The sequence below is a fragment of the Burkholderia sp. Se-20378 genome (genome assembly GCF_017104665.1).
Classification (GTDB): Bacteria; Pseudomonadota; Gammaproteobacteria; order Burkholderiales; family Burkholderiaceae; genus Burkholderia; species Burkholderia lata.
Window position 1 is genome coordinate 1 of sequence record NZ_JAAGPG010000546.1, and the last position, 5,470, is coordinate 5,470.

Here is a 5,470-nt window from a genome sequence, read left to right on the forward strand (position 1 = left end):
TCGCCAGCCGGCGCGCGCTCGGCGAGCAGCGACGTCGACACGCCCACCTCGCCGCCGGCCGAAAAGCCCTGCAGCAGCCGCGCGGCGACCACCAGCACGGGCGCCGCCACGCCGATCTGCGCATAGGTCGGCATCACGCCGATCATTCCGGTACCGATCGCCATCGTGACGAGCGTGAGGTTCATCGCGGGCACACGGCCGAAGCGGTCGGCAACGAGCCCGATCACGACACCGCCGATCGGCCGCGCGATGAAGCCGACACCGAAGGTCGCGACCGACATCAGCAATTGCTGCTGCGCGGAGACCGCCGGAAAGAAGAGTTTGCCGAGCAGCACCGCGAAGAAACTGAACACGGTGAGATCGAAGAATTCGAGACCGTTGCCGATCGTGATCGCGACAATCAACTGACGATTGGACGGGGATGCGGCAACGTTGCCGACATGCCCGCCGAACATGCTGTCCGCTCGGGGCGCCTTCATGAAGGTGTGTCTCCGTACTGGTTGTGCGTGTCGTGTGCGCGGCCCTTTCGACGGCCTGCGCATGCAGTCTAGGCATTCAAAAACCGCGGCCCGGAGCGACATTTTTCGATCGTGATAACGCACGGTTATCGCGTGCTTCGATTGCGGCGGCGCGGTGTAGGATGGGAGCGTCGCCACTGCCGCCGCGCCCCGCCACGCCGTGAAACACCACCAGCTCCGGGCGCTCGCCGCCATCGCCGAACACGGCAGCCTGCGCGCGGCCGCACGCGCGATCCACCTGTCGCAGCCCGCACTGACGAAAGCGATCCGCGAACTCGAACTCGATCTCGGCGTGCCGCTCGTCACGCGCAACGCGCGCGGTGCGCAGCTCACCCGTTTCGGGCAGGCCGTCTATGCGCGCGCGCGGCTGATCCTCGCGGAGATGCAGCACGCGCGCGACGACGTGATCCAGTTGTCGGGGGGCAAGGAAGGCGCTGTCGCCTGCGCGCTGACGCCGCTGATGTCGCTCGGCTTCCTGCCGGCCGCGCTCGACGCGTTCCGGCAGCGGATGCCGACGATCCGCCTCGACGTACGCGAAGGCTTTCTCGACACGGCGCTGCCGCGCCTGCGCGACGGCTCGCTCGACTTCGTGATCGCGATCGTCGACGCGACGCGGCTGTCGCCCGAATTCACGTTCCGGCCGCTGCTCGAATCGGAACTGATCCTGATGACGCGCGCGAGCAATCCGCTGCGTCACTGCACGTCGCTCGCGCAGTTGCAGGACGCGCAATGGATCCTCAACACGTCGCCGGAAAGCATCGGCCGGCTGCTGCAGGATGTGTTCGTCGCGCACGGCTATCCGGCGCCGCAGCCGATCGTCGAATGCACGTCGTTCAGCGCGGCGTTTTCGCTGTCGGTGCATACCGACACCGTGTCCTGCGTGCCGCAGAGCTTCATGGAGGTCGACTGGATTCGCGAGCGGATGGTCGCCATCGACATCGAGGAGACGATTCCGGCCGTGTCGGTCGGTGTGCTCACGCGCCGCGATGCGCTGAACACGCTTGCCTGCGACTACCTGATCCACTGCTTCGTCGAGGCCGTACGCCGGCACGATCGCGCGAAGCTGCTGTGGCGATGACGGCGCGGGCCGCATGACGCGGCGCCACGCGTCACATGGCGGTGCCGTTCAGACGAGCAGCGCGATACACAGCGCGGCGCCGCACAGATACGTGCCGAGCGCGCCGACGAAACGCACGGGATTCGGGTTGGCCATCGTCGGCCACGCGAGCAAGCCGATCACGAGCAGGCAGCGGCACGCGGTCGCCGCGACGATCAGTGCCAGGATCGCGCGCGATGGATCGTGGGCGCCGAAGTAGAGAAACAGCACCGCGAGAAACGGCGCGTATTCGGCCGTGTTGCCGTGCGCCCGTACGATCTTGTGCAACCCGTTCGCCGGATCGGGCGCACACCCGGAACCGGTGGTGCACCGGAAGCGTGTGACGGACACGACGAGCCCGAGCCCGAACAGCAGCAGCCCGAGGATGGCCGTGCAGACGAGCGCGACGGGATGGATCGGCATGGGACTCCCGGCAAAAGCGGAAAGGTGCCGCACATCCGACGATCGTACCCGCAGCCGACACGCGCGGCTATCACGGAAACCCGCAGCATCGCCGCGCGCCGGACACAATTTTACGGCCGGGTTCCGATCCTAATTGTCGCTGCGCCGCACCGCACGAAACCGGTGCATTGCCCGCCAGCCCGGCTGTCCGGGCCTGCCCGCCGACACCCCCGTCACACGGATGCTCCGGCACGAAACGCGCAAACGTTACGCTGCGGCGACATGCACCGCCGCAGCGCAACGCAGGTTACAGCGCGTCGCAGGCACGCGCGTTGCGTCGACGCATCTCGGTAGTGAACGCCCTTGGCAGCCCGCTGCGGAGGACTACACTAATCCTTAATGGGGTGCGGCCGGAGCCCGCACCTTCAGGGAGACGCCGCCATGAATCGGCCGCTGAATCGTATCCTGCCGCGCGTGACCGGTCCCGCATCGGTCTGGACGTGGGTCAAGTGGTCTTTGCTGGCCGCGCTGCTGATCGCCGTGGCGATCGTTGCGCGACTCGTGCAGAGCGAAATCGAAACGTCCCGGCTGCAGGCGCATTACCTGTCCGAGCTCACCCGCGACGTCGGCTACACGGTCGAGACGGGCCCGAGCGATCACATCCGCTTCCCCGCGAACGGCCCGTACGACCAGCGCCTCGGCTACTCGATGATTCCGGCGTTCCAGGAGCGGCTGCTCGCGCGCGGCTTCGTCGTCGGCAAGCAGGCGCGCGATTCGCAGCGGATGCTGTCGCTCGGCGATCGCGGGCTGTTCCTCCCGTTCGAAGAGAAGGACCAGGCGGGCCTGATGCTGTTCGATTCGACCGGCGCGCCGCTGTTCGCGACCGTGTTCCCGCAGCGCGTCTACGCCGACTTCGACATGGTGCCGCGCGTGGTGGCCGATTCGCTGCTGTTCATCGAGGATCGCTACCTGCTCGACGCGAACGAACCGAACCGCAACCCGGCGATCGACTGGGGGCGCTTCAGCCGCGCAGTCGCCGACCAGGCGCTGCACGTCGTCAACCGCCATCAGGCGCGCCCGGGCGGCAGCACGCTCGCGACGCAGATCGAGAAGTTCCGCCATTCGCCCGAAGGCCGCACCGCGACGCCGCCCGAGAAGCTGCGGCAGATCGCGTCCGCGTCGGTGCGCGCGTACCTGAACGGCCCGCAGACGATGCTCGCGCGCCGTACCATCGTCGTGCGCTACCTGAACTCGGTACCGCTCGCCGCGCGGCCGCATATCGGCGAGATAACCGGCATCGGCGACGGTCTCGCCGCGTGGTACGGCCGCGACTTCAACGACGTGAACCGCATCCTGTCCGCACCGACGACCGGCGACAACGTCGACGAGCAAGGCAAGACGTTCCGCGAGGTGCTGTCGCTGATCATCGCGCAGCGCGCCCCGTCGTACTTCCTCAACCGCGGCTATCCGGCGCTGCAGAAGCTGACCGACAGCTACCTGCGGCTGCTGTCGACCGGCGGCGTGATCTCGCCCGCGCTGCGCGACGCCGCGCTGGCCGCGGAGATCGAACGCAGCGCGCCGCCGGCCGCCGCGCACGTGCAGTCGTTCGTGTCGCGCAAGGCCGTGACGTCCGCACGTGCGTCGCTGCTGTCGGCGCTCGGCATCAGTGACCTGTACCAGCTCGACCAGTTCGACCTGCAGGCGACCAGCACGCTCGACAACGGCGTGCAGCAGGCGGTCGCCGAACGGCTCGCCCAGGCGTCGACGCGCGACGGGGCGCAGAAAGCCGGCCTGTACGGTTTCGAGATGCTCGCGCCAAAGGACGACCCGTCGCACCTCACGTACAGCTTCACGCTGTACGAACACCGCAACGGCGCGAACCTGCTGCGCGTGCAGACCGACAGCGTGAACGAGCCGTTCGACGTCAATCGCGGCGGCCGCATCAACCTCGGCTCGACCGCGAAACTGCGTACGCTGATCACCTACCTGCAGATCGTGTCCGACCTGCATGCGCGCTACGCGAACCTGTCGAACGCGGAGCTGGCGCGCGTGAAGCCCGACCCGATCGACGGGCTGTCGCACTGGGCGCTCGACTACCTGTCGCATACGCGCGACCGCTCGCTGCAGGCGATGCTCGACGCGGCCGTCGAACGCAAGTATTCGGCGAGCCCCGACGTGTTCTACACGGGCGGCGGCGCGCAGGTGTTCTCGAACTTCGAAAAGTCGGACAACGGCCGCATCCTGACGCTGCACGCGGCGTTCGAGCATTCGGTCAACCTCGTGTTCGTGCGGCTGATGCGCGACATCGTCCACTACGAGACGCTGCAGGCGGCCGGCCCGTCGTCGTCGTGGTTGGGAGACCCCGAGCAGCGCCAGCATTACCTGCAGCAGTTCGTCGACGGCGAAAGCCAGGTCTACGTGAAGCGCTACTACACGCGCTATGCGGGCAAGGCGCCCGACGACGCGCTCGCGCTGATGCTGAAGGACGTGCGCAAGTCGCCGCCGAAGATCGCGACGGTGCTGCGCAGCGTCGCGCCGAACGAATCGCTCGCGTGGTTCGATGCGCAGATGCGCGTGCAACTGAAGGGCACGCCGGCCGCGACGCTGTCCGACGACGATCTCGCCAGGCTCTACGCGAAGTACGCGATCGACCGCTTCAACCTCAACGATCGCGGCTATATCGCGAGCGTGCATCCGCTCGCGCTGTGGACGCTCAACTACCTGCGCGCGCACCCGTCGGCGTCGCTCGCCGACGTCCAGCGCGACAGCCATGATGCGCGTTTCTACACGTACTCGTGGCTGTACAAGACGCGCTACCACGCGACCCAGGACCGCCGCATCCGGCGCATGGTCGAGCTGCGCGCGTACGCGGAAATCACGAAGGCGTGGCGCGCACTCGGCTACCCGTTCGCGGAAGTCACGCCATCGTACGCGGCCGCGATCGGCGCATCGGGCGACCAGCCCGACGCACTCGCGAAACTGATCGGCCTGATCGCGAACGGCGGCCAGAAGGCGCCGACCGAGACGATCACGCGACTCGACTTCGCGAAGGGCACACCGTACGAAACGCGCTTTGTACGTGCAGTCGCCCAGCCGCAGCCGATGCTGTCGCCGGAGATCGTCAACGTGGCGCACACGCTGCTGCGCGACGTCGTGCTCAACGGCACCGCGCGCCGTCTCGCGGGCGGCTTCACGCTGCCCGACGGCAAGACGCTCGACGTGTACGGCAAGACGGGGACGGGCGACCAGCGCTTCAACGTCTATGCGCGCGGTGCGCGGCTGATCGAGTCACGCAAGGTGAACCGCAGCGGCACGTTCGTGTTCGTGCTCGGCGACCGGTTCTTCGGGGTCCTGACGGCGACGGCGCATGAGCCGTATGCGGCGCGCTACGACTTCACGAGCGCGATGGCCGTGCAGTTGCTGAAGTCGATGGCGCCGGCGCTCGCGCCGCTGA

General features: G+C 67.8%; 4 protein-coding genes. 2 read left to right on the top strand and 2 right to left on the bottom strand.

Annotation, left to right across the window (positions count from 1 at the left end; translation table 11 throughout):
• On the bottom strand, positions 1 to 455 hold a 455-nt coding region (locus G3N93_RS33310), incomplete at its 3' end, for an MFS transporter (protein ID WP_241026800.1).
• 223 nt (positions 456 to 678) lie between these two features.
• Between G3N93_RS33310 and G3N93_RS33315 the strand changes: the two genes are divergently transcribed.
• On the top strand, positions 679 to 1,596 hold the full coding sequence (locus G3N93_RS33315) for a LysR substrate-binding domain-containing protein (RefSeq protein ID WP_206134863.1): 918 nt from the start codon (positions 679 to 681) through the stop codon (positions 1,594 to 1,596).
• A gap of 48 nt (positions 1,597 to 1,644) precedes the next feature.
• Here G3N93_RS33315 and G3N93_RS33320 read toward each other — a convergent pair whose 3' ends face one another.
• The gene (locus G3N93_RS33320; protein ID WP_241026799.1) at positions 1,645 to 2,037 is read right to left on the bottom strand and encodes an MAPEG family protein; all 393 of its coding nucleotides are present in this window, start codon (positions 2,035 to 2,037) and stop codon (positions 1,645 to 1,647) included.
• 420 nt (positions 2,038 to 2,457) lie between these two features.
• On the opposite strand from G3N93_RS33320, the gene G3N93_RS33325 reads away from it, so the two are divergent.
• Positions 2,458 to 5,470: transglycosylase domain-containing protein (locus tag G3N93_RS33325; protein ID WP_206134864.1), on the top strand; the 3,013-nt coding region annotated here is incomplete at its 3' end.

Excerpts from the sequence above, each read along its gene's own strand:
- G3N93_RS33320 (WP_241026799.1), bottom strand. The coding sequence starts at position 2,037 with ATGCCGATCCATCCCGTCGCGCTCGTCTGCACGGCCATCCTCGGGCTG.